We start from the raw sequence: 827 nt of genomic DNA on the forward strand, positions 1-827 counted from the left end.
CGCGTGATCGAACTGGACGACCAGCAACAGCGCGCACGCACCTGGTTCGAGGCGCTTCGCGACCAGATCTGCGCGGCATTCGAATCGATCGAGCGCGACGCGGGGTCGGATGCGCGGTTCGATTATACGCCCTGGGACCGCACCGATGCCGATGGCGCCCCCGGCGGCGGCGGCGTACGCGGCGTGATGAAGGGCCAGGTGTTCGAAAAGGTCGGCGTCAACGTCTCCACCGTCGGCGGCAGCTTCGAAGGCGAGTTCGCCAAGACGATCCACGGCGCGGGCGACGATCCCCGCTTCTTCGCCACCGGCATCAGCCTGGTCGCGCACATGGCCAACCCGCACGTCCCCGCCGTCCACATGAACACGCGCTTCCTCGCCACCACGAAGCGCTGGTTCGGCGGCGGCGCCGATCTCAACCCGCCGTTGCCCTATGACGAGGACACCGCCGATTTCCACGCCCGGCTCCAGGCCGCGTGCGACGCGCATGATCCGGCCTATTATCCGCGCTTCAAGGCGTGGGCGGACGAGTATTTCTACATCCCCCACCGCCAGGTCCATCGCGGCGTCGGCGGCATCTTCTACGATCATCTCGAAGGCGACTGGGACGCCGGTTTCGCCTTTACCCAGGATGTCGGCCGCGCCTTCCTCGACATTTACCCGCAGCTCGTCCGCCGCCGCATGAACATGCCGTTCGACGACGCCGATCGCCGCCAACAGCTCGAATGGCGCGGCCGCTATGCCGAATTCAACCTCATCTATGATCGCGGCACCCTGTTCGGGCTCAAGACCGGCGGCAATGTCGACGCCATCCTCATGAGCCTGCCGCC

The 827-nt window shown here is 66.5% G+C and carries 1 protein-coding gene; it reads left to right on the forward strand.

All coding sequences use genetic code 11. From position 1 onward, the window contains the following. Positions 1 to 3 precede the first annotated feature (3 nt). Positions 4 to 827, forward strand: an 824-nt coding sequence (gene hemF / locus ACX40Y_RS18185) for an oxygen-dependent coproporphyrinogen oxidase (RefSeq protein ID WP_459120984.1), incomplete at its 3' end; no start/stop codon positions are given.

It is taken from the genome of Sphingomonas sp. RS6, from assembly GCF_054489705.1.